General features: G+C 55.1%; 20 protein-coding genes. 12 read left to right on the top strand and 8 right to left on the bottom strand.

Annotated elements, in window-relative coordinates:
* Nucleotides 1-77: 77 nt before the first annotated feature.
* The 4 genes from BMX22_RS13265 to BMX22_RS13280 form a co-directional block, all read right to left on the bottom strand.
* On the bottom strand, nt 78-734 hold the full coding sequence (locus tag BMX22_RS13265; protein ID WP_074742906.1) for a TIGR03936 family radical SAM-associated protein: 657 nt from the start codon (nt 732-734) through the stop codon (nt 78-80).
* Entirely contained in the window at nt 709-2,571 is a 1,863-nt protein-coding gene (locus tag BMX22_RS13270) for a TIGR03960 family B12-binding radical SAM protein (protein WP_074742907.1), read from the bottom strand. The genes BMX22_RS13265 and BMX22_RS13270 overlap by 26 nt, the downstream gene beginning before the upstream one ends.
* A 106-nt stretch (nt 2,572-2,677) precedes the next feature.
* Nucleotides 2,678-3,058 carry a cytidine deaminase gene (locus BMX22_RS13275; protein WP_074742908.1) on the bottom strand — a complete coding sequence of 127 codons (381 nt, stop codon included), beginning with the start codon at nt 3,056-3,058 and terminating at the stop codon, nt 2,678-2,680.
* A complete protein-coding gene (locus BMX22_RS13280; RefSeq protein ID WP_031562144.1) occupies nt 3,055-3,261 on the bottom strand; it encodes a DUF896 domain-containing protein in 207 nt (68 codons plus the stop codon). The genes BMX22_RS13275 and BMX22_RS13280 overlap by 4 nt, the downstream gene beginning before the upstream one ends.
* Before the next feature lie 428 nt (nt 3,262-3,689).
* Here BMX22_RS13280 and BMX22_RS13285 point away from each other — a divergent pair, with 428 nt between their 5' ends.
* The 6 genes from BMX22_RS13285 (at nt 3,690) to BMX22_RS13310 (ending at nt 15,104) form a co-directional block, all read left to right on the top strand.
* Entirely contained in the window at nt 3,690-9,488 is a 5,799-nt protein-coding gene (locus BMX22_RS13285; RefSeq protein WP_074742909.1) for a DUF4011 domain-containing protein, read from the top strand.
* A gap of 337 nt (nt 9,489-9,825) precedes the next feature.
* Nucleotides 9,826-11,169 carry a Mur ligase family protein gene (locus BMX22_RS13290; RefSeq protein WP_074742910.1) on the top strand — a complete coding sequence of 448 codons (1,344 nt, stop codon included), beginning with the start codon at nt 9,826-9,828 and terminating at the stop codon, nt 11,167-11,169.
* A complete protein-coding gene (locus BMX22_RS13295) occupies nt 11,162-11,905 on the top strand; it encodes a type 1 glutamine amidotransferase (RefSeq protein ID WP_074742911.1) in 744 nt (247 codons plus the stop codon). Before BMX22_RS13290 ends, BMX22_RS13295 begins: the two co-directional genes overlap by 8 nt.
* Before the next feature lie 142 nt (nt 11,906-12,047).
* Nucleotides 12,048-13,352 (top strand): GH25 family lysozyme, encoded by a 1,305-nt coding sequence (locus tag BMX22_RS13300; protein WP_074742912.1) that lies wholly within the window; start codon nt 12,048-12,050, stop codon nt 13,350-13,352.
* 31 nt (nt 13,353-13,383) lie between these two features.
* The gene (locus tag BMX22_RS13305) at nt 13,384-14,856 is read left to right on the top strand and encodes a penicillin-binding transpeptidase domain-containing protein (protein ID WP_074742913.1); all 1,473 of its coding nucleotides are present in this window, start codon (nt 13,384-13,386) and stop codon (nt 14,854-14,856) included.
* A 44-nt stretch (nt 14,857-14,900) separates the two neighbouring features.
* On the top strand, nt 14,901-15,104 hold the full coding sequence (locus BMX22_RS13310; protein WP_074742914.1) for a hypothetical protein: 204 nt from the start codon (nt 14,901-14,903) through the stop codon (nt 15,102-15,104).
* A gap of 80 nt (nt 15,105-15,184) precedes the next feature.
* Here BMX22_RS13310 and BMX22_RS13315 read toward each other — a convergent pair whose 3' ends face one another.
* Nucleotides 15,185-15,739, bottom strand: coding sequence for a hypothetical protein (locus BMX22_RS13315; protein ID WP_074742915.1), 555 nt, complete (start codon nt 15,737-15,739; stop codon nt 15,185-15,187).
* Nucleotides 15,740-16,183: 444 nt separating this feature from the next.
* On the opposite strand from BMX22_RS13315, the gene BMX22_RS13320 reads away from it, so the two are divergent.
* From BMX22_RS13320 to BMX22_RS13345, 6 genes are all read left to right on the top strand, one after another.
* Entirely contained in the window at nt 16,184-17,212 is a 1,029-nt protein-coding gene (locus BMX22_RS13320) for a LacI family DNA-binding transcriptional regulator (RefSeq protein WP_074742916.1), read from the top strand.
* A gap of 9 nt (nt 17,213-17,221) precedes the next feature.
* Nucleotides 17,222-17,782 (top strand): DUF5662 family protein, encoded by a 561-nt coding sequence (locus tag BMX22_RS13325; RefSeq protein ID WP_074742917.1) that lies wholly within the window; start codon nt 17,222-17,224, stop codon nt 17,780-17,782.
* Complete coding sequence (locus BMX22_RS13330; RefSeq protein WP_074742918.1) at nt 17,760-19,268, top strand: glycoside hydrolase family 3 protein; 1,509 nt, start codon at nt 17,760-17,762, stop codon at nt 19,266-19,268. Before BMX22_RS13325 ends, BMX22_RS13330 begins: the two co-directional genes overlap by 23 nt.
* A 578-nt stretch (nt 19,269-19,846) precedes the next feature.
* A complete protein-coding gene (locus tag BMX22_RS13335; protein WP_074742919.1) occupies nt 19,847-20,152 on the top strand; it encodes an STAS domain-containing protein in 306 nt (101 codons plus the stop codon).
* Between the two features lie 13 nt (nt 20,153-20,165).
* The gene (spoIIAB, locus tag BMX22_RS13340; protein WP_074742920.1) at nt 20,166-20,603 is read left to right on the top strand and encodes an anti-sigma F factor; all 438 of its coding nucleotides are present in this window, start codon (nt 20,166-20,168) and stop codon (nt 20,601-20,603) included.
* Entirely contained in the window at nt 20,593-21,252 is a 660-nt protein-coding gene (locus BMX22_RS13345; protein WP_074742921.1) for a sigma-70 family RNA polymerase sigma factor, read from the top strand. The genes spoIIAB and BMX22_RS13345 overlap by 11 nt, the downstream gene beginning before the upstream one ends.
* Nucleotide 21,253: 1 nt before the next feature.
* Here the strand turns inward: BMX22_RS13345 and hemW are convergent, their stop codons facing one another.
* From hemW to BMX22_RS13360, 3 genes are read right to left on the bottom strand one after another with little or no spacing between them, the layout of a single operon-like run.
* Nucleotides 21,254-22,348 carry a radical SAM family heme chaperone HemW gene (gene hemW / locus BMX22_RS13350; RefSeq protein ID WP_074742922.1) on the bottom strand — a complete coding sequence of 365 codons (1,095 nt, stop codon included), beginning with the start codon at nt 22,346-22,348 and terminating at the stop codon, nt 21,254-21,256.
* A complete protein-coding gene (locus BMX22_RS13355; protein WP_074742923.1) occupies nt 22,345-22,698 on the bottom strand; it encodes a hypothetical protein in 354 nt (117 codons plus the stop codon). Before BMX22_RS13355 ends, hemW begins: the two co-directional genes overlap by 4 nt.
* A gap of 13 nt (nt 22,699-22,711) precedes the next feature.
* Nucleotides 22,712-23,158, bottom strand: a complete 447-nt coding sequence (locus BMX22_RS13360) for a hypothetical protein (protein ID WP_074742924.1) — start codon at nt 23,156-23,158, stop codon at nt 22,712-22,714.
* Between the last annotated feature and the right edge of the window lie 58 nt (nt 23,159-23,216).

A 23,216-nucleotide genomic window follows, 5' to 3' on the forward strand; every position in this document is an offset into this window, starting at 1 on the left:
TAAATCCTTGTCAAGACGGGCGCACGGAATGCGCCCCTACAATAACTTCGTACCGCACGGGCGGATAATATCCGCCCCTACTCGAAAACGGTGTTGTCCGCGCACAGGATTGCCGTGCGGCGGATATCCGCGGGCTCAAAAGCTGTGTCCGTGACGTTTTTCAAAGCCTCTATGAACAGCGTGGGATTGTAGTTCGTCTGTGTGCCCGCGGGCAGGTACATCGTGATGTCAACCGAATGCCCCGTGTCCGTACAGGTCAGGAGCTCCGTATCGGGTTTGATATCTACCGTCTTTACGCCCTTTTTCGTCTTCTTTTCTATGAGTATCTCGGGCGCCGCAATAAGGCTCTGTACCGCTTCGTACAGCCCTGCGGAGTCCTCCGTCACAAGCGAGAATGCGTACTCAGCCTTGGCTATCGCTGTTATCTTCTGCTTCTGCTCCGCGACCTTCACTATCCGCATACCCTCGGGCATTACCGCATTCAGCGCGTCGCGTATCGCCTCCATCGACATATCATCGTCGGTGATGTTGAAGTCCAGTATCTCGCAGCTGCTCTCGAATCCCAGCGACAATGCCAGTGCGAAGCTGTAGTAGGGGTGCGGATTGAAGCCCTCTGTGTACCATATCGGTATGCGTGAACGCCTGAATGTACGCAGCATACAGCGGTTCAGGTCAAGGTGGGAGATGTACTTCGCACGCCCCTTTTTCTCAAACGTTGCTCTGACTCTTAGCAAAGCATTCCCTCCCCACTTTCTTGTTTACTCCGCAGCCCGAACACCTCTGACGGCAGTTCGGAGTCGTTTTTGACTCGTGTGCTGTCTTGTTCTCGCGTACGAGAAATGCCTTGTCCACGAGGTAGTCGAGGTGGTCCCACGGCAGTATCTCGTCATATTCAAAGCGGCGGTTCGCGTAGAACGACGGGTCTATGCCGCAGTCCGCGAACGCCTCCAGCCACAGGTCGGGCTTGAAGTATTCCTCCCAGCTGTCGAACTTGCAGCCCTTCTTCCACGCCGCGTATATCGCGGGACACAGCCTTCTGTCGCCCTTCGCCAGTATGACTTCGAGCATACTTACGTTCGGGTCGTGGTAGCTTATCTTTATCTTCTTGCTCTTGGTCGAGCCGAGCAGCAGCTTCTGCTTGTGCTCGACCATTTCACGCGTGTCCTGCGGCTCGAACTCGAACGGTGTGAACGGCTTAGGTACAAACGTTGCACAGCTCACCGAAACCTGCACGCCCTTGCCGCGCGGTCTGTCCTCGATGCTGTAGAAGAGGTCGACGATACGCTGCGCGAGCTCCGCTATGCCGACGATGTCCTCATCTGTTTCGGTCGGAAGCCCCATCATGAAGTAGAGCTTGACGCTGCTGTAGCCGCCCTCAAAGGCGATGCGGCAGGTGTTCATTATCTCCTCCTCGGAGACGTTCTTGTTGATGACGTCGCGGAGGCGCTGTGTGCCGCCCTCAGCCGCAAATGTGAGCCCGCTCTTGCGCACCTTCTTTATCTTGTTGAGCAGCGATTCCGAGAAGTTGTCCACTCGCAGCGACGGCAGCGACAGGTTGATGCGCTCGCCCGCCGTGTAGTCGATTAGCTTCGAGAGCATATTGTCGATGTCGGAATGGTCGCTCGTACTCAACGACGCGAGCGAGACTTCGTCGTAGCCTGTGTTCTCGCACAGGCACTTGGTCTGCTCGTATATCGTATCTGCCGATTTTTCGCGGAATGGACGGTATATGAAGCCCGCCTGACAAAAACGGCAGCCGCGTATGCAGCCGCGCAGCACCTCAACGGACACGCGGTCGTGGACTATCTCCGTGAACGGGACAACGAAATTCTTCGGGTAGTAGACCTTGTCGTAGTCGCGGATTATGCGCTTTTGTACGGTCGCGGGTATGCCCTCGTCTACGTCGAGGCGGTCTATCGTGCCGTCCTCCTTGTAGGCGAAGTGATAGAACTGCGGCACGTATACTCCGCCTATCTGTGCGGCGGCACGCAGGAACTCCTGCCTCGTCGCGCCCTTCCGCTTCATCTCGAGGTAGAGGTCCATGAGCTCGAGGTTGACCTCCTCGCCCTCGCCGAGCACGAACAGGTCGAAGAAGTCAGCGAGCGGTTCGGGATTGCACACGCACGGTCCTCCCGCAATGACTATCTGTGTGAGCTCCTGCGGTCTGTCTTTCGCGAATATCGGTATGCCCGCGAGGTCGAGCATATTCAGTATGTTCGCGTAGGAGAGCTCGTACTGCAATGTGAAGCCGATGAAGTCAAAATCGCGTATGGGGTCGAGGCTCTCGAGGGCGTAGAGCGGGATGCCGTTCGCGCGCATTATCGCCTCAAAGTCCTCCGAAGGCGCAAAGCAGCGCTCGCACCAGTAATTCTCACGCTCGTTCGTCAGCGAGTACAGTATCTTCATGCCGAGGTGCGACATTCCGATGTCGTATGTATCGGGGAAGCAGAACGCGAAGCGGACATCAACCTTCGACTTGTCCTTTATCACGCTACCGACCTCACCGCCTATGTAGCGCGAGGGCTTCTGCACCTCGAGAAGGTGCTTCTCAATTTTTGCTTTTAAGTCCATATATCCACCTTTGGGTATCATCAAATATGTGTAGGGGACGGCGTCCTCGACGTCCCGCAAATCAATTGCCTGTAGGGGCGGATATCATCCGCCCTGTCTGTTCATTTTACAGCGTGAAGCGCATGGGCAGGAAGTCCGAGAGCCTGAACCAGCCGTTCGACAGTATCACCGCAAGTTCGTCGCCGCAGAACTCGCTAAGAACTTGCAGACACGCTCCGCACGGCGGGCAGGGCTTGGAGAAGTCACGCGTGGAGCTGCCCGCTATCGCGATAGCCTTGAACTGCGTCACACCCTCCGATACCGCCTTGAACACAGCCGTGCGCTCGGCACAGTTCGTCAGCGAATATGACGCGTTTTCGATATTGCAGCCCGTGAATACCCGCCCGTCCGACGACATCAGCGCCGCTCCGACGCGGAAGTGCGAGTAGGGGCTGTACGACTTTTCGGCAGCCTTTACGGCTGCGGCAAAGAGCTCCTTGTCCGTCATTTTTTGCCGCCTCCGACCTTGTGCTTCTTTCCGTCGGGAGTCATGATGTAGGTGTGCTCGAGCTGCTGCATGAGATTGCCCGTCACGGAGGCGCGGTACTCGTTGCGGAGCTCGGTCTGCTCGGCTTTTTCGGCTTCGGTGAGTCCCTCCGCCTTTGATTTGCGCGCGAGCTCGTTTATGCGGTCTATTTTTTTCTGTTCCATGATAACCTCGCTGACCTTCCGCATTCTGCGGAAAATGTAGTTATTGTAATTATAACCCGACATGGCGCAAATGTCAAGGCGCGGCAATGATGCCCTCCTAATTGTAGGGGACGCCGCCCTCGGCGTTCCGCAAATACGCGTACGGCATACACGGGTGCGCTCGTCCAAATAAAAACGTCAGATTTCTCGTTCGCAAACAATCCGGTGAATTGTTTGCGAACATGATAGCTGACGTTTCAATGCAGGCGCTCGGAATACGCCCCTACAGCGGAACGCCGAGGGCGGCGTTCCCTACAACGATACGTATAATTACACATTACAAAAAATGCGAATTTTTTTCGTAAAATTATTGTAAAAGCTGTCCGTATATGATATAATAAATAATGTATATGATTTTTTCAGCCACTTTTGGCAGAACGGAGCTTGATATGGACAACATCATTACCTTCGGCGGAAGTATGACCAAACAGATAAATTTTGCCATGCAGCAGAATTATGTGCCCGTTTTCCGCAATATCACCCTCACCAACAACACCGACGAGGTCATCCCCGCTGTAAGGCTCAGGGTCAGCTTCGAGCCCGAATTCGCCAAGCCGTTCGAGTCGCTCCCGACCGACCTGCTGCCCTCGCGTCCTGCGGAGATAGCTCCCGTGAATATAGTCCTCAATGCCGACTACCTGTTCAGTCTCACCGAAAAAATGGTCGGCAGCGTGACCGTCGAAGCCGTAAAAGGTGACGAGGTCATCGCCTCACAGGTGAACACTATCGAGCTCCTCGCCTACGACCAGTGGACGGGCGTGCTCTTTATGCCCGAAATGATAGGCGCCTTCATCACTCCCAACCACCCGAAGGTGAAGGAGATAGTCGCCGAAGCGGGAAAATATATGCAGAAATGGAGCGGTTCGCCGTCCTTCACGGGATATCAGGACCGCAACCCAAATATCGTGAAAATGCAGATGGGTGCGATATACGCCGCTTTGCAGGAGCAGAATATCGCCTATACCGCGCCGCCTGCGAGCTATGAGACCGCTCAGCGCGTGCGCCTGCCCGAGGACGTCCTCACAGGCAAGAGCGGCACCTGCATCGACCTTGCCGTGCTGTACTGCGCCTGCCTCGAAGCCATTGACCTCAATCCCCTGCTCTATATCGTGAAGGGTCACGCTTTCGCGGGCTGCTGGCTCGTCAACGAGACCTTCTCCGACTGCCTGCAATACGACGTCTCCGCTATTTCCAAGCGCATCGCCAAGGGCGTGAACGCGATGAGCGTGGTCGAGTGTACCGACTTCACCGCGGGCAAGGGCGTCGATTTCGACACAGCCGAGGCTCACGCCGCCAAGCACCTCGAATCATTCGACGACTTCTATTTCGCAGTCGATGTTACCCGCACGAGAGCGGGCGGCATTCGTCCCATGCCTGCGCGTGTGTTCGAGAACGGCGCTTTCAAAGCCGTCGACTACGGCGAGCGCAAGCGCAGCGAGATAACCTCCGCACCCTCGGAAATGGACATAATCGGCGATATTCAGCTCGACGGCGAGCCGCGCGAAGTCACAAAGCAGGTCATCTGGGAGCGTAAGCTGCTCGACCTCAGCCTCCGCAACAGCCTCCTCAACTTCCGCCCCTCCACTATGAACGTGCAGGTAATGGTCACCGACCTCGGCGAGCTCGAGGACGTGATATCGCAGAATGAGGAGTTCAAGGTATGCCCAGTGCCGAACGATATGTCCTTCACTATGGCTGACAGCAAGATTTTCGAGACCGAAAACGACAAATCAAAAATCGACGCCGTTGCCGACTCCGAATTCAAGAGCCGCCGACTCCGTACCTTCATCAGTGAGGCGGAGCTCGAAAAGATAATGAAAAAACTCCACAGGCAGGCTAAGGTCAGCATCGAGGAAAACGGCGCGAATACGATATATCTCGCGCTCGGATTCCTCCGCTGGTACGAGACCGACAAGAGCGAGAAGGCTCGCTATGCTCCGCTCGTGCTGATTCCCGTCGACATCAACCGAAAGGTGCAGGACAAGTCCTACACGATAAAGGTACGCGACGAGGAGACGCAGGTCAACATCACCGTGCTCGAAATGCTCAGGCAGTTCTTCGGCATAGATATCAAGGGGCTCGACCCCGTGCCTATGGACGAGAACGGCGTTGACCTGCCGCTCATATTCAGCACTGTCCGTCAGGGTATCATGGCGCGTACACGCTGGGATATCGAGGAGTACGCTTTCATCGGACAGTTCTCCTTCAACCGCTTCATCATGTGGAACGATATCCGCAACCGCGCCGATGAGCTCGCCGCAAACAAGGTCGTTGCAAGCCTCATCTCGGGCAAGACCGAATGGGAAGGCGGCGATATCTCCATGACTCCCCTCGACCTCGACAACAAGGTCGCTCCCGCTGACCTTGCTGTGCCCGTAGCTGCCGATTCTTCGCAGCTTGCGGCTGTTTATGCTGCAAATGCGGACAAGAGCTTCGTCCTCCACGGACCTCCCGGAACAGGTAAGTCCCAGACTATTACCAATATGATAGCCAACGCCCTCCACCACGGCAAGACCGTGCTCTTCGTCGCCGAAAAAATGGCGGCTCTTGAGGTCGTGGAGAAGCGTCTGAACAAGATAGGGCTCGGGCCGTTCTGCCTTGAGCTCCATTCCAATAAAGCACAGAAGCGTGCCGTGCTCAAGCAGCTCGAGGATACGCTCAACGTCGGCAGAGTCAAGACTCCCGCCGAATACGAGGCTGAGGCTGCAAAAATAGCCTCTCTGCGCGCCGAACTCAACGACACTATGTCCGAGATACACAAGGTTCGCCCGTACGGTCTGTCGCTCTACGACGCGGCTGTCAGGTACGAACAGTTCAAGCCGTTCGGCGGGAAGTTCAGCTTCTCGCAGTCGCAGATAGATGCAATGAACGCCGAGACCTACTCACAGTGGCACGAAGAGCTCGAACGCCTCGCTGCGGCAGGCAGGGAGTTCGGCGACGTGACCGCTTCTCCCCTCACCTGCTGCCGCCTGACGGAGTGTACTCCCGATACGCGCGGCAGGCTCGAAGCTAAGCTCGGCGAGTTCAAGTCGGCGCTTGCGGCGGCGGGAGCTCACAGCGGTGAGCTCTGCGCGGCTGTCGGCTCGGAAAAACTCGGCTACGAGCAGTGCAGGGCTGCCGCTGACCTCATCACCACGGCTTCCTCCGATGGGTATATCCTTCCGCAGATACTCACAGGCAGCGATTGGGAGCTCCGCAGAGAAGCTGCGGGTCAGCTCATCGCTTCGGGACGTCAGCAGCGCGCGCTCAAGGCGGAGGTGCTCGGTCAGTTCGAGCCGTCCGTCCTCGCATACGATGCGAGCGGGGCTCTCGTGAACTGGAAAACAGCTCAGAGCAAGTGGTTCCTGCCTAAGCTGTTCGGTACGAACAAACTCGTCAAGGAGCTCGCGGCTCACGCAAAGTCGCCCGCTACAGTAACAAAACAGAACATAGTTCAGCACTACGAAAAGCTCAATCAGCTCGGAGCTCTGAGCGGTGCCATAATCAACGCGCAGCCCGAGCTTACCGCGGTATTCGGCGCTCTGTGGCAGGGCGAGAACTCCGACTGGGATATGATAGACAAAGCTGTGGCGCTCTCCGATAAGCTGAGAGGAGGACTGGCGGCGGCTCCGCTCGGTGCGGAGGAGAAGACGCGGCTCGCACAGGCTCTCGTCAGCGGCTACGGCGACCCGTCCGCAAAGACGGCTTCCAAGGCTGCGGCTGACAGGCTCTCTGCGGACTTTGCTCAGCTCAGTGAAGAGGTGTCCGCGCTCGGAAGCGAATTCGCCCTCACGCCCGACGCTCTCGGCGGGGATAACTGGTCTGCGGAGGCTTCCGCACAGGCTGACAGCGTTATCGGTGCGCTCCCGCAGCTAAAGGAGTGGACGGGCATAGTCACGATATGCAACAGGCTCACTGAACTCGGCATCGGCAATGTCGCCGATAACTTCCTCGCGGGAAAAGTGCGCTCGGACGAGCTCCTCGGCGGGTTCGACTGCGATATCTGCCGCGCTATGGTGACCTCCACTATCTCCGCGAGCCCGATACTCTCCAAGTTCCAAGGGACACTGTTCGAGGAGACTATACGCAAGTACGGCGAGGTGCTCGACAGGTTCTCGACCCTCACCATTAATGAGCTCGTTGCCGAGCTCTCCGCCAAGATACCCGCGGCAGGCGCTTCGGCAGCAAGCTCCGAGATAGGCATTCTCCAGAAGGCGATAAAGAGCAACGGACGCATGATGTCCATACGCAAGCTCTTCGACAGCATTCCCAACCTCCTGCGCAGGATGTGCCCCGTCATGCTCATGAGTCCGATATCCGTCGCTCAGTACATCGACCCTTCCTACCCCAAATTCGACCTCGTAATCTTCGATGAGGCTTCGCAGCTCCCGACCTGTGAGGCTGTCGGTGCTATCGCACGCGGCGAAAATGTCATCATCGTCGGCGACCCGAAACAGCTCCCGCCTACAAGCTTCTTCTCGTCAAATCAGGTCGACGAGGAGAACTACGAGAAGGAAGACCTCGAGAGCGTGCTCGACGACTGCCTCGCGCTCTCTATGCCGCAGGAGCACCTGCTCTGGCACTACCGCTCGCAGCATGAGAGCCTCATCGCCTACAGCAACGCCAAGTATTACGACAACAAGCTCTTCACCTTCCCGTCGCCCGATGACCAGATATCCGAGGTCAGCTGGGTTCACGTGGACGGCTTCTACGACAAGAGCTCCACCCGCACCAACAAGGCTGAGGCTAAGGCTATCGTGGAGGAAATTTCGCGCCGACTGGAGGACCCCAAGCTCCGCAAGTTCAGTATCGGCGTTGTTACGTTCAGTCAGCCCCAGCAGAACCTCATCGACGATATGCTCATGGACGCCTACAGAGAGCGCCCCGAGCTCGAGCAGTGGGCGAATGAACAGTATGAGCCCATCATAATCAAGAACCTCGAAAATGTACAGGGCGACGAACGCGATGTCATCATGTTCTCTATCGGCTACGGTCCCGACAAGGAGGGCAAGGTCAGCATGAACTTCGGTCCGCTCAACCGCGACGGAGGCTGGAGACGTCTCAATGTCGCTATATCGCGCTCGAAGTGCCAGATGATCGTGTTCTCCGTAATCACTCCCGAGATGATAGACCTCTCGCGCACACGCTCCGACGGCGTCGAGGGACTCAAGGGCTTCCTCGAATTTGCGGCTAAGGGCAGGAGCGCCCTCGCCGTAAGAGGCAATACCTCCGCCAAGACTGCCGACTTCAGCAATGTGCTCGCAGAGGAGCTCCGCAAACGCGGATATACCGCCAACTGCGCGGTGGGCTGCTCGGACTTCAAGATAGATGTGGCTGTCGCCGACCCCGAGAATACCTCGCGGTACATACTCGGCATAAACTGCGGTACCAAGTCAAACTATGTAAACGGCACCGCCAAGGACAGACACCTCTCGCAGGCGTCGGTGCTGCGCGGTCTCGGCTGGAATACGATGAACGTCTATATCCTCGACTGGCTCGACAACAAGGACAAGGTCATCAAGAAAATCGAGGACGAGATAGCCGCTGTCATCGAGCGCAGGAACGCTCCTCCCGAGGCTGTCAAGGATGAGCCCAAGCCGCAGAAGCAGGAGCTTGTATTCGAGACCGAGGAGGTCAGCTCTCTCGCCGAGAGATGCGCGGCCTACAAGCCGTTCAGGGTCAAGGAATACGGCAAGAGCGAGAGCTTCAACGAGACGGGCGAGGTCAGGATGATCAAGTGCGTCAAGGATATCCTCGCGGCTGAGGCTCCTATAAGCAGGACGGCTCTCACAAAGAAGCTGTTTGCGTGCTTCGGCGTGGCAAGGACGACTCCCAATACCAAGGCGGCTGCCGACAGTGCGATAGATAAGTGCGGGGCGGTCGTAACAAAGGCGGGCGAGAACGACTTCCTGTGGCTGCCCGACCAGACTCCCGACAGCTATGACATCTGCCGCGCGAACTGCTCAGATGAGGACAGACGCCCGCTCGACGAGGTCGCTCCCGAGGAGATAGCGGCGGGCATTAAGCTGATAATGTCCGAGCAGATAGCTATGCTCCGCGATGACCTCATCCGCGAGACAGCTCACCTGTTCGGCTTCACGAGGGTGACTCCCACAATCGAAACAGCTGTCTCCCTCGGCATCCGCGAGGCGAAAAAACGCGGATATGTCGAGTTCTCCGAGGACGGACGCATTAGTTATACGGAATAATGTAGGGGCGGATATCATCCGCCCGCAATAAATGGCACTGTAATACCGCGCGGAATAATTCCGCGGGTAAAGCAATTGAGGACTTCTACAAGGGGAGGCTCTCTCTTGCAGAGCCTCCCCTCTTTCAAAACAGTCCACTGGACTGTTTTGAAATTCATCCCCTTGCAGAGCGCACTTCGTCGCGGGACGCTGTCCCACACCCTGCCAAAGGCTCTGCCTTTGGAATCCGCCAAGGAGCACAGCCCCTTGGAACCCAATGTTCGCGCTGTAGTTCATTCAAAACGGAAGCAATCTCCGCGAATCTTACAAACAGAAAACCAAAGAAAGAAGCGATAAATTGAACAGACTTCTCATACTCATCGGAAAGATTATCGTCGGCGTCCTGCACCTGTTTGGGCGCAACGCCGGCAACCTCCCCGGAATCATACTCTGGCACCTTACGGGCGGAAAATGCTGCAAGATGTTCAGGGTCGACTGCCCGATAATCGCCATAACAGGCACAAACGGCAAGACCTCCGTCACCAACTGCGTCGCTCAGCTCTTCGAGCAGAGCGGAAAGAACATCATTATCAACAAGGAGGGCAATAACCTCGATACGGGTATATGTTCGCTCCTGCTCCGTCACTGCGACGGTGCGGGCAGAGTAAACGCCGATTACCTCATACTCGAGACTGACGAGAGCCACGTGCCTGTGGTGTACTCGCAGCTCAGGCTCGAAACGCTCGTGGTGCTCGACTTCTTCCGCGACCAGCTCGACCGAAACGGCGAGATGGAAACGCTCATTCAGAAGATAAACGGATTCTGCAAGACCTTTGACGGGAACCTCATACTCAACGGCGACGACCCCAACACCGCTCGCCTCGGCAAGGCTAATCCCGACAGCAGGAACGTCAAATACTTCCGCGCAGACAGGTACGCCTTCGCGACCGAGAAGATATTCGAGGCTTCCGAGGGAAGGTTCTGCCCGTTCTGCGGCGAGCCGCTCGTGTACGAGTTCTATCAGTACTCGCACATCGGTAAGTTCGCCTGTCCCAAGTGCGGCTTCGGTGATTACGAGCCTTACATCTCTGCGGGCGGCATAGACCTCGAAAAGCCCGTATTTACGGCGGACGAGCATGAGTATTCTCCCAAGCTCAACAGCATCTACAACGTCTACAATATGACGGCGGTAGCGGCTGTGGCAAAGCTCTACGGCATCGCGCAGGACGTCACCGCGAATGTCATCGACAACTACACCGTCAACAACGGCCGCATGGAGACATTTATGCTCGGAGATAGGCTCACTACCCTCAATCTCGCGAAAAATCCCGTAGGTGCAAATATGACCCTCCGTGTCATGAACGAGATGAAAGGCGAAAAAGAACTCCTTTTCGTGCTCAACGACAACGTTGCGGACGGGCTCGATGTGTCGTGGATATGGGACATAAATTTCAGCATTTTTGAACGCGTGACCCGCGTGGTAACGTCGGGTACGCGCGCCTACGACATAGCCGTGCGTATCAAGTGCTCGGGCTATGACCCCGCGAATATCATAGTCCGTCCCGACCTCGACGAGGCTGTGGCGGAGCTCGCTAAGACCGAGGGGCGCAAGTTCGTCATCGCGAACTACACCGCTGTCCAGCCTACACGCGCTGCTCTTAAACGCTATATTTCAGCCAACGGAGGTAAGTGCGATGAGTGAGATAAGGATACTCCATATGTATGCGGATATGCTCGACCTCTACGGCGACGGCGGGAATATGGAGATAATCAGGTACCGATGCGAAAAACGCGGCATAAACTGCGTTGTCGACAAGTATTCCATTGACTCGGCTATGCCCGATTTTGGCAGCTACGACGTCATCTACATCGGCGGCGGCGCTGACCTCGAACAGCAGCATATCTCCGCCGACCTCATAAAGTGCAGGGAAGGCATTAAGGCTGCCTATGAGGGAGGGACTTTCCTGTTCCTAATCTGCGGCGGCTACCAGCTCATGGGCAAATACTACCGCGATGCCGACGGCAATGAGATAGCGGGGCTCGGACTTTTCGACTACTTCACCGTTGCTCCGTCGAGCCGCAAAAAACGCTGTATCGGCAATGTCGTCATACGTACCACCTTCACGGGCGCGACCGTGGACGTCGTCGGATTCGAGAACCACGGCGGTCAGACGCAGGACGTGAAAACTCCCCTCGGAGAGGTGCTCTGCGGCAACGGCAACTGCTCGAAAAGCCGCTATGAGGGCTACTTCGAGAAAAATGTCATCGCGACGTATATGCACGGTCCGTGCCTCGCGAAAAACCCCGAACTCTCGGACTATATCATCGGTTACTGCCTCGACAGGCACAGCGGCTCGCACGTTGAGCTCGCAAAGCTCGACGATACGCTCGAACTCGACTGCCGACGTGTAATGACGGAAAGGCTGCTGAAAAAGTAAGCTATCAGCCGTTAGCCGTAATCCATTAGCTATCGGTGTTCACTGCGATCATATTTTTAAATATCATTGCCGAAGGCAATACCGCGAGCTAACGGCTAAAGGCTAAAAGCTAAAGGCTCAAATTTATACAAATGGAGACAATATGAAAAAATATACACTTACTTCTATCTCGGCAGCGGCGCTGCTGCTGACGGGCTGCGGACACAGCGTGGGGGCTGAGAGCCCTGCGCCCGTGACAACTACTGCCGCGGTGACGACTTCGACTGCCGCTCAGACAACTGCTGCCACCACCGTTACTACTACGGTTACCACTACAAAGAAAATAAGCACCGATATCCCAGAGGGAGTCGTGCTCGGGTCTGAGGCGGAGGTGGAGGTCTACTCGCAAACGACGATAGCTGAGCTCATCACCGACAACAACGTGAAGCTCACTGCTCCCGCCGACCTCATAGACACCGACGGGCTCGGTGAGAAAAAGGCTAAGGTCACATTTGAGTACGAGGGGAATGAGTACGAGAAGGAGATTGCCTACAATGTTGTCGACACCACTCCCCCGCTGATACTCAACTCGGGCTGGAATCCGTACACGAAGGTCGGCGAGCCGTTCGATATCGACAGCATTATCGGCTACGTCGACAACTACGACCGCGCTCCGTCCGTAACCTATTCGGGAGATACGGACACCTCGGAGGTCGGCAAGCTCGACCTCGCTGTGACTGTGACAGACAGCTCGGGCAACTCCACTGACTTTGACCTCACGGTGCTCGTGCTGAACGAGATACCGCGCCCCGAGGACAATAATGCACGCGTCGCCTACTCCGACTTCATCGACTACTACAGAGATTACGGCGACGTCAGCTTCGGCATTGACGTGTCTGCATGGCAGACCAATGTCGACTACGACGCCGTAAGAGATGCGGGATGCGAGTTCGTGCTCATGCGAATGGGCTACTACTACCGCGATGAGCCCGTCATGGACGACTACTACAGACAGAATATGGAGAATGCTACGGCTGCGGGACTCGACGTGGGTGTGTACTTCTACTCCGCCGATAACACAGAGGAGGGCGCACGCGAGCACGCTCGATGGGTCATTGAACAGCTCGACGGTCGCGAGCTCGACTACCCTATCGCATTTGACTGGGAGGAATGGGCGACTTTTCAGGAGTACGGCATGAATATCCACGACCTCAACTGCGTCTTTGAGGCGTTTGCCGATGAGTGCGAGAAAAACGGCTATTCCGCTATGCTCTACAGCAGCAAGAACTTCCTCAACAACTTCTGGGAGAATCGCGGCAACCACCCCGTATGGCTCGCTCACTACGTCGACGATACCGACTATGAAGGCGCTTTCGCACTGTGGCAGGCAAGCGCCTACGGACGTATCCCAGGCATTGAGGGCGATGTCGATATGAACATTCGCTTTAACTCGGAGCCGCTTGACTAAACTGCTAATACATGATAAAGGGTGAATTGATATGAACAAATATAAGATGATGCTTTCGGTCGCGGCGGCGGCTGTGCTGATCGCTCCGCTGACCTCGTGCGGCACGGTGGTCGAGCGCGCGGGAGGTCCCGACTCCGTCATCACAATGGCAACGGGCACCGCAGCTTCAACTGCTGCCTCGGACGTGAAGACCGAAACTGCGACCGCGGCTGCCGCAGCAGCAAAGGAGAAAGCTCCCGATGTGATGCGAGGTGATCTCATCGACGCAAACGGAAAGATATTGATGTACAGCAATAGGGACGAGGCAGGAACAGGCAAAGAGATACGCATGACGAACGACGCGAACAAGGTGGCGTTCGCGAATGTGCTCAATGAGATGTCCGAAGGGCTCGACCTTACATATGACAAGCTCCTTCGCACACAGAACCCCTCATCACATATCGGCGACAAGATCGGGCAGTCGATACAGCTCACCTTCGACTCAGCCAAGCAGGTAGCGATATACGACTATATGGCAAGCCAGAATATCGTCGGCTCGGTTGTCGTTATGAGGTCGGACGGCTCGCTCGCGGCTCAGGTAAACTATCCGTCCTATGACCCCGACCTGTACTGCGGGACAGAGACTGAGGAAGACCTCGCCTGGGGAAACTATGGCAACAAGGCATTTCAGAACGCCGAACCCGGCTCATGCTTCAAGATAATGTCCGAGGTCATCGCCGACAAGCACGGCATTACAAGTCTGTATGACGAGGGAACATGGGAATTCGACGGCGTTTCCATTGTCAACTGGGACCACGACCAGACGTGGAACTATCCCGTGAACGAGCGCTCGCTCTATTCCGCTTTTGTCAATTCGAGCAACATCTTCTTCGCTAAGGCGTTCGACCAGATTGGAAAGGACGATGTCCTCGCCGACCTCGACGATATCTTCCACTTCTGCTCCGACATTGAATGTGACTTCGGCACGCTCCATAACAACGTGGAGATATACTGCGACGATGACCTCAGAAGAACCGCTTTCGGGCAGTCATACGTGCTGACCTGCCCGCTGTACCTCGCCGCTCTCGGCAGAGAAGCCGTGTTCGGTGATATGGTGAAGCCTTTCACTATCGGCAGGATAGTTGATACGAACGACCTCTCTTCTACCTTGCAGATGGGGACGACTCCGAATGACGTGATATGCAGTATCCCCGAGGAGTGCCGTCAGAACCTGCTCAGCGGTATGTCGGGCGTCGCAGCGAATATCGGCATCTCTGTTCCCGCAGGATATGAGTTCTACGCTAAAACAGGCACCGCCGAAACCTGGAAGGGTGACTTCCTGTACATAACTGGCGTACTGAAAAATCCGAGCGACAACGGCTCAGGAACGTGGATGGACTACAGCCTCTACGACGGCTCATACATAATCGTGATGCAGATACAGAATCCCGACCACTTCGGCTACAGCTTCGCGAGCGACTCGGTCTCGCTTTATCAGAATATTATCAACATCGTGGCTGAATAATCCGACTCGTCCCGCAGATAATAACTGCGGAAGGAGCTGATATTATGAGGCGAAAAAAGTCAATTCCCGTACCCGAACCCGAAAAACAGGAGCTCGAATATGTCTGTCCGTCAGCCTCGTGGGGCGATATGACGGGGCTTATCCCCGCGGGCGAGTGCGACGACAAGGTCGATGAAGCTTACAAGGAGTTATTCCCCTACCGACCCGAATATCTCGGTGAAGCAAACAAAACAAAAAAACAGCCATAAGGGAGCTTTTGCTTCCTTATGGCTGTTTTTGCGTGATATCGTTAAGTATCTGGTCTTCTGCACAAACCGAAACAAACATCTTAACACCGCAAACCTAAAATAAAACGGTCATTTTCGTCGTAAACCGCTATCTCCCCATGCCCCTTCATTTTTTCTTTTGTATCATACTTTTCTACAAGTTTACTGCATTTTCTCGCAAGAGATGTTGCCTGACTTTTATCTTTGATCGTAAACTTCCAGTACGGATATGGTTCATTCCATATTTCTCCGTTTGGTTTGCGGGAGGCATTCATCTCTTCAAGGATCTCGTCCAATTCATCGGCACATTGTGAATCAAAATATTGAAACATACAAACATAATAATCGCAATACGTTCTTTCTGTCGGCTTAGTAGTAGATGCGTCAAAATAGATCTGTTTTCTCCCTTCAATACTGCGTATCGTATATGTAAAGCCGTAATCCTCATCCTGCATTTCGACCTTTACTTCGTCCTTGGTGGAAGACGATGAAACCATTGTACCTCCATATTTGCTGCTGGCTTCTTTCTCGAGCTCATCAGCTGACCGCAGTTTAACACATCCTGTCAAAAGGGACACACTTAAAAGAATAATTAAAAATAATGAACATTTTTTCATATTGCATTCCTCCTTTGAGCATAAAATACAGGTTGCTTTTCCTCCTGTTCTCTGTCCTCATTGTAGCATAAAATGCCACTATCCAAAAGATGTTGCTTGTCACAATAATCAGTGACAGATGTCACTTTCACCGATTACCTCATACTCATTTTTCCGCATTTACGCTTTTTTGTACAATACTCGGCAAAATCAGGTCAATAGTGAATAATTTAGGTGTCCGCTTCGCGGACTTAATTAATAAACTGCCGAAAGTGATACATTTCTTGTTATTTGTTTTAGAAAAAGCCGTTTCTGCGGCTTTTTTCGCTTTTGTGGAAATTATGCACAATCAACATTGACAAACTTTGACTGTTCCGACAAAATATCTCAGAGGTACTTTATTTTATACTTAAACTATGGTATAATATTGGAAGTTAATTAATCCTTCGATAAAGGTGGGAATATATGAAAAACGGCATAAAAATGCTCGACATCGCTACAAAGCTCGGTGTCAGCGTCGTTACGGTCTCAAATGCGCTCGCAGGCCGCGACGGCGTCAGCGAGCAGATGAGAAAAAAAATCTGCGATACAGCTGAGGAAATGGGCTATAAGCCCTCAAATACAAAATCAGGCAAGAAAAAACCGATCGTCCCCAAGCTCGGCAAGAGCGTCGGCATAATCACATCCGAGCGCTTCGTGGGCGCAAGGGGAACTTTCTACTGGGAACTCACCGCTAATACATCAAACAAGCTCTCGGCGATGAACGTGCTGACCGTGTATGAGTGCATCACCGCTGACAGCGAGAAAAACGGCGTGCTCCCGAATATGATATCCGAGAAGAAGGTCGACGGTATCATCGTCATCGGTCAGATATGCAGGGACTATATCCACAAGCTCAGCCAGATAGACCTCCCACTCATTTTTGTCGACTTCTACGACAACCGCTATGAGATAGATTCCGTCAACTCCGACAGCTACCACGGCGGCTACATACTCACGGACTACCTCGTCCGCTGCGGACACAGGAAAATAGGCTTCTTCGGCTCGCTCAACGCCACCAGCAGCATAAACGACCGCTTCCTCGGCTATGTGAAGTGCCTGATGGAAAACGAGCTCGAATACCGCCAGGACTGGACTATCCCCGACAGAACGGAGCGCAGCCTGCTCCTCGACAAGATAGACTTCCCCGACGAGATGCCCTCCGCTTTCGTCTGCAACAGCGACGAGACCGCGTTCCGCGTGATATCCGCTCTGAAGTCGAAGGGCGTACGCGTCCCCGAGGATATTTCTGTCGTCGGCTATGACAACTACACCGTCTCAAGCATTTGCATTCCTACGATAACCACAGTCGAAGTCGACCTCGAGAAAATGGCTTCGGAGGCTGTGAAGATAATGGCAAAAAAACTCTCCGACCCGACTTATTCCGCGGGCAGAAGAATAATCAGCGGCAGGCTCATCGTCAAGAACAGCGTGCTCGATATAAGCAAAGATTGAGGTAAGACCATGCTCATACAGAATTTTTTCGGACACCTCGGAACTGTCATACGTCACCGCCATATGGTAATGGTCCACTGCTTCAAGGCGGGCATAATCAAGCGCGGACTGCTGCACGACCTCTCCAAATTCTCGCCTACCGAGTTCATTCCCGGCGTGCTCTACTATCAGGGCAGCCGCAGTCCCAACGAAAAAGAACGAGAGGTGACAGGCTGCTCACGCGCGTGGATGCACCACAAGGGCAGAAATACCCACCACTTTGAATACTGGACCGACTACAGCACCGTTACGGGCACGCTCGACCCCGTGAAGATGCCCGATATCTTCATCTTTGAGATGTTCTGCGACAGAGTTGCTGCGTCAAAGATCTACAATAAGGAAAAATATACGGACAGCTGTCCGCTCGAATACTTCCTCAAGGCTCGCCCGAAGCGCGCTATTGAGCAGACGACCGCCGACAAGCTGGAGTTTTTGCTGCGTTTGCTCGCCGACAGGGGCGAGGACGCTGCGTTCAGATATATCCGTAAGAGAGTCAGGAAACTTAATCATGAAAAACACAAGAAAAAGTAAGCTCATCGCCCTCACTCTGGCGGTTTCATCGCTCATCGCAGGCTGCGGAAGAGAGCTCCCGCCCGCTGAGGACACCATTGCTACAGTTGAAACAACAGAGCAGACGCAGGAGAGTACCACAGGCACGACTGCGTCCTCAAAGACTACTTCGGCAAGGCGTACTTCTGCTGCCTCCGCTGCGACGACCACAGAGAGGAAAACCACTTCAGCAGCGAAAAACGAGGAGGAAGAGCCCGTGCATACTAATGCTCCCGCATCGGGTGACAAGCCGTACAATCCAGGCATAGAGAATCCCCCGGACAACGGCGGAGGATACACTCCCAAGCCTTCGGGCGGACAGAGCCGTACTCCCTCAGTAACGACCGCTAAGCCCGCTACAACGGCAAAGCGTACGACTGCGGCTGCCACGACCACAACAAAAGCTCCCGTGAAGCCTTCAAGACCTTCCGATGCGGACGAGCTCCTCGCAGATATGACGCTCCACGAGAAAGTGTGTCAGATGTTCATGACCCACCCCGAGGGGCTGACAGGCTACGGCTGCTTCCAGTACGCCGACCAGCATACCTATAACTGCTACGACGATTACCCGATAGGCGGCTATATTTTCTTTGCAGCCAACCTCGCTACATCCGACCAGACACGCAATATGCTCTCGAATCTGCAAAACTATGCAAAGTCCAAGGGCGCGGGGGTTTTCCTCGCGACCGACGAGGAGGGCGGCTATATCACCCGCGTCAGCTACAAGCTCGGTGCGCCTGCGGTGTACAATATGTCCTACTACGGCGGGCTCAATGACTACGATTCAGCATTCGGCGTGGGTACTACTATCGGTACTTACCTCGCGGATTACGGCTTCAACGTTGACTTCGCGCCCGTCGCGGACGTAAACCTCAATCCAAACAACGAGCTCGGGAACCGCATTTTCAACTCTGACCCGAACGTTGTCGCGGATATGTCCGCAGCAGTGGTCGAGGGGCTCCAAAGCAGGGGCGTCAGCGGTACGCTCAAACACTTCCCCGGACTCGGTGCGGGCGGCGGCAACACTCATAACGGGACTGTCGTCATCGACCGCAGCTACGAACAGCTCTGCGGCAGCGAATTTGTCGCTTTTCAGGGCGGTATCGACGCGGGCTGCGACTTCGTAATGGTCGGTCATCAGGTCGTTACCGGCGCCGGTGACGATATGCCCGCTGACCTTTCTAAAGTCATCGTCACGGACTGGCTGAGAGACGACCTCGGCTTCGATGGTATCGCCATCACCGACGCTCAGGCTATGGGAGCTATCACGAATGTGTACGGCTGCTCGGAGGCTGCTGTGCTCTCCGTCGAAGCAGGCATTGACATCATACTCATGCCCGCTGACCTCGCCTCGGCAGTGAGCGGGATCGAAAATGCAGTGAGCTCGGGGCGTATCTCCGAGGAACGCATCGACGAGAGCGTCCTCAGAATATTGAAGCAGAAGGAGAAGCTCGGGCTTCTCGGATAGGAAATGCAGTCCCCTGCTTCGCGTGAACAAATGATATAATGTGTCCTCAATAACCGCCGTCAGGCGGTTATTGCATTTATGAGCAAAAGGATATTGGGGCATTGGCAGTATGGTATTGGTGGATGATTCGTCGGCTTCGCCGAGGCAAAGATGTACGGAGCGGTCGGCAGGCATTGCTTCGCTCGCCTGCCTGCTTCTCAAGGGGGACGCTGGTCCACTCGGCGGGGGGATATTTTTGTATAGTATCGGTGGATGCTTCGTCGGCTTCGCCGTGGCGAAGATGTACGGAGCGGTCGGCAGGCTTTGCTTCGCTCGCCTGCCTGCTTCTCAGGGGGACGCCGTCCCCCTCGGTCCACCCCCTGCCGGGGTGAGAGCCTCACCCCGGACCCCCGCGATTTCCGCTTCGCGGTTTTTTAATTCTTATTTGACACTTTAATGTATCTGTTGCGGTGTTGACCAATTAGGTCAGCACCGCTTTTTTGCTGTAAGATATCTGCGAAGCTTGCCTGTTTTTGACATCTTTCGCGCAGATGAAGTGGTATAATAGAGCAAATTGATTAAGAACGGAGGTTAAAAGCTTGAATATCGACATAAGATCCGAAAAAGGTATGGCTATCGCTGTTCTGAAAGGTGAAATAGACCACCATTCAGCCAAAAAAGCCCGCGAACAGCTCGACAGCTTCATCATCAATATGCAGCCCGATGTCCTCGCTATGGACATGAGCGCCATAACTTTCATGGACAGCTCGGGGATCGGGCTCATTATGGGCAGACAAAAGCTTATGAAGGAGTGCGGCGGACGCCTCGAGGTGCGTAGTCCTCAGGAGAGCATCCGCCGCGTACTGAGACTTGCGGGGATAGAACGCATTGTCAGGATAACTTGATTGGAGGCTTATCATGGAAATTCTTAACGAGATCAGATTCAGTATGCCGTCGCTCTCACAGAATGAGAGTGCGGCAAGAGCGGCAGTCTCATCCTTTATTGTGCAGGCTGACCCCACGGTCGAGGAACTCTCGGACATACGCACGGCGGTCTCCGAGGCGGTCACGAACGCGATAGTCCACGGCTACCGCGGTACTTGCGGCAGGATCGACCTTGTGGTGAGGCTTCTTCCCGAGCGCGAGATTTACATACGCGTAAAGGACTGCGGCTGCGGCATTGCGGACATTAAAAAGGCTATGGAGCCCCTCTTCACCACTGCTCCCGAGGAGGAGCGCTCGGGACTCGGTTTTTCGGTCATGGAGTCCTTCATGGACAAGATATCGGTCAGGAGCGATGTCGGACGCGGCACGACTGTGACCATGCGAAAGAAGCTGTCGGTGCATGGCTGCTGAGCTGAAACAGCCGCTCGCCGAGGAAAACCTCGGGCTCGTTCACCTCTGCGCCAACCGTTTCCGCGGGCGCGGTATCGACTACGATGACCTCTTCTCCGCGGGATGTCTGGGGCTGCTGAAAGCCGTCAAGGCTTTCGACCCCGACCGCGGCGTGAAGTTCTCGACCTATGCTGTGCCTGTGATACTCGGTGAAATTAAGAGGCTTTTCCGCGACGGCGGCAGCATTCGCGTCAGCCGCAGCCTGAAAGAGCTCGGTTTGCGCTTACAGCGGGTCTGCGCGGAGTTCGTACAGCGCGAAGGCAGAAACCCTGCGATAAGCGAGCTTGCGGAGCTCACGGGCGAGGACGAAGCAAATATCACCGAGGCGCTTTGCGCGGCTCAGCCGCTGATATCACTGACGGCTCCCGATGACGGCGAGGGACAGCTCGACGTCCCCGTGGATGCACCCGATGAAGCGATCACTGACCTGCTCGCACTGCGGCAGATAATGGCGGCTCTCCCCGACGAGGACAGAGTGCTGCTTGAGCTGCGGTACTTCCGCGGGCTGACGCAGTCGAAAACGGCTAAGCTGCTGGGCATAACTCAGGTACAGGTATCGCGGCGCGAAAAAAAACTCCTCGCGCATATGCGTGAGGAGCTGCTGACTTAGCTCAGAATATCAGCATTTCTATTACCTGATTCGACACGAGACAGCCCTCGGGTGTGAGCGACACGCGTTCTCCGTCAAAGCTCACATAGCCCGCTTTTATGAGGGGCGGAAGCTTCTTTTCAATCTCGGAGCGGTGCTCGGGTACGTCCGCGAGAGCAAGCCCTTCCGCAAGCCGCAGCCGCAGCATTGCGTACTCCTCAAAGCCGCAGGGATGCTCGTCTGTGACCTCCGCGGGCTGTACGGGTGAACTGATAAAGCCCTCTATATCGCGCGGGACAGCGAACCTCTTCCCGCCATAGCACGAGTGGGCGGCGGGTCCGATGCCGAGGTAGTCTTCGCATTTCCAGTAGCGGCTGTTGTGGCGGCTCTCATAGCCTGACTTCGCGAAATTCGAGACCTCATACTGCCCGAAACCGCGTCTGCCGAGCTCCCGCACCGCAAGCAGGTAAAGCTCCACGGACGCGTCCTCGTCGGGCAGCGATGTGCGCACCTCGCCGCAGTCAAACGGCGTGCCCTCCTCTATCTTGAGAATATAGGCGGAGATGTGCTGTATGGGCAGCTCGGCGAGCTGCGCTATCGAAGTGGTCAGGCTCTCGGGAGTCTGCGACGGTATGCCGAGCATGAGGTCGCAGGAGATATTTCCGAAGCCCGCCTCGGCTGCTTCGCGGACAGCTCGGACGGCACGCTCGGCTGTGTGGGTGCGTCCGAGGAGCTTCAGCTCTGCGTCCGACATCGACTGCACGCCTATCGACAGCCTGTTTATGCCCGCATTCCGCAGCTCTGCGAGCTTTTCGGGAGTGAGCGTGCTCGGGTTGGCTTCGAGTGTTATCTCCGCTTCACGGTCAAGGGCGAAGCTGCGACCGACCTCCGCGATGATATTTCCAAGCTGCTCCGCTGTAAGGAGCGAGGGCGTGCCTCCGCCGAAGTAGACTGTGTCAACCGTGCGGGAAATGTCGGAATAATGCCGTATATTGCGCAGTACCGCTTCAACGTAAAGCTCCGCCTGCTCCTTTGTGTAGCAGACGGAGTAAAAGTCGCAGTATCCGCATTTTTTACCGCAGAAGGGTACGTGGACGTAGATACCGAGCGTACTCATTCTACGGGGTCTATCCTTATCGCGGGCTCGAGCCTGAAGCAGAACGCGTTCACGAGGCGCGGTACGATGAATTTCAGCAGCAGCAGCCCTATGCATATCGGCAGTTCATAGTGAGCGACCCAGTCGTACTGCGTGCCGAGAAGCTTAGGCGCGTACAGGTACGTCACAACTATGCCCGCGAACATGACAATGCTGAAGAGGGCGTTGAAGATGGTCGCGCCCTTGCCGTTTACGACGCGTCTGCCGCACTTCATGCAGACCTTGCCGCGTGAGTTGAGCTGACCCGCCATAGCCTTTGATATGGGATTGAATGTCTTTTCCCCGCAGTGGGGACAACTGTATAGGCTCATATTTTTTCCTTTCTTATTCCTTTGCTGTGACCGCGACCTCACGCTCGGGGAGCTCCCTTGCGAGCGGTGCTTCCTTGGGCTCTTTCAGCTCGGGGACTTCCTTTGTCATCGGGACTTCCCTCAGCCAGCGGAGAGGTCGGCGCTTTTTCTTTTTGCGGGCTTTTCTGCGCCCGCAGAGGATACGATGATCGTTGAGCACGAACGCCCCTATCGCCACAAGAACTGCGGTCAGCAAAGCACATTTGAAGTTTATCGCGTCGATCTTCCAGCCTGCGTATATGACAAGTCCTATCACTATCGGGTAGACTATCAGCGGTATCTCACGCAGAGTCACCCTCACGGAGCGGAAAAAATTGCGTGAGGAAGCCTTGTCCGACGGCGAGCCCTCCGACATCACGCACAAGACGCAGACTATAAAGAATGCAGTGGCAATCCCTGCCATAATAAAGTTCGGCAGCATTTTTTCCACCCCTTTCGGTTGATTTTATCATGTAGGGGCGCATTCCGTGCGCCCGATA

This window comes from Ruminococcus sp. YRD2003, assembly GCA_900109435.1.
GTDB lineage: Bacteria > Bacillota > Clostridia > Oscillospirales > Ruminococcaceae > Ruminococcus > Ruminococcus flavefaciens_G.